Here is a 1,163-nt window from a genome sequence, read left to right as displayed (position 1 = left end):
TTTATTGTTAATTGTTTGATTATCAGTCACAAAGATAATAAATACTCATGAAATCTCCTAATTTTATGGTCAAAAATATCACCATTAACAACTGAATTTCAGATAGTTAAAAACCGAACTCAGGTTATTAGCTATGGTTGGTATACGAAAGCAAATCCAATATCTGTCATAGTAGAAGTTTCTTAGATAATTAACCTTAAAAAATGAATATTGATATTTATTTATATCGGAGAAATAAATTGTTTTTAATTCTTCTGGTAAGGAATTGTGAAATAAAATACACTACCACTATTTCCGGAGACCTCCTCAGTTTCACTATTTCCCCATATTTTTCCACCCAGCAGATTGACATAGGCTTTTGAGATGGCTAAGCCTAGGCCTGCTCCATCTTGTGCCATTTTATTGGCAATGTCAGCTTGTATAAACCTTTCGAAAACGGCCTCTTGTCGGTCTTTAGGTATACCTACTCCAGTGTCTTTTACATAAAATTCTAAGAAGTTTTCTTTTAAATGATAGCCAAATTCTATATTTCCTTCTTGAGTATACTTAATGGAGTTTTTCACCAGATTCGTTAGGATGGCATATAGTTTTTCAGTATCAGTTTTTATATTTACAGATGTGTTGGGGAGGGTATTATTTAGATTTAGTTTTAATCCTTTTTGTTCTACTTCTGTTTTAAAGAAATTATAGATATACTCGGTTTGCTCATTTATATTAGTGTCTTTAATAATAGCTTCCATTTGACCTGCTTCTATTTTAGAAATATCAACAATATCATTAATAATATTGAGCATTCTGTGCCCTGCTCTTTCAATGACTCCAATATAAGTCATTTGTTCCTCTCCAGTAAGATCGGGTTCTTTGAGAAGGTCTGAAAAGCCTAATATTCCATTCATTGGTGTTCTAATTTCATGGCTCATATTGGCCAAAAATGCTGATTTTAAACGATCGCTTTCTTCTGCCTTTTCTTTGGCTTTTAAAATTTCGTCTAAATATCTTACCCTTTCAATATATTGGCCTATATTATTAACAATAATAGGGTTACCCATTTAAGTCTCGTGTAATTTAATCGAAGCGTAAGCAATCGGTTTATGCTCTACGCATCTCTGAATGATTTTATCTAAAATTGATTGGCGATGATTCCTTCTGTTAAATCTAAAGAA

At 31.9% G+C, this 1,163-nt stretch carries 1 protein-coding gene; it reads right to left on the bottom strand.

The features are described 5' to 3' along the window. Positions 1–245 precede the first annotated feature (245 nt). On the bottom strand, positions 246–1,049 hold the full coding sequence (locus HNS40_RS22400) for a HAMP domain-containing sensor histidine kinase (protein ID WP_172284936.1): 804 nt from the start codon (positions 1,047–1,049) through the stop codon (positions 246–248). Between the last annotated feature and the right edge of the window lie 114 nt (positions 1,050–1,163).

The organism is Lentimicrobium sp. S6 (assembly GCF_013166635.1).
Classification (GTDB): Bacteria; Bacteroidota; Bacteroidia; order Bacteroidales; family UBA12170; genus UBA12170.
This window is presented reverse-complemented; position numbering and strand designations above follow the sequence as displayed.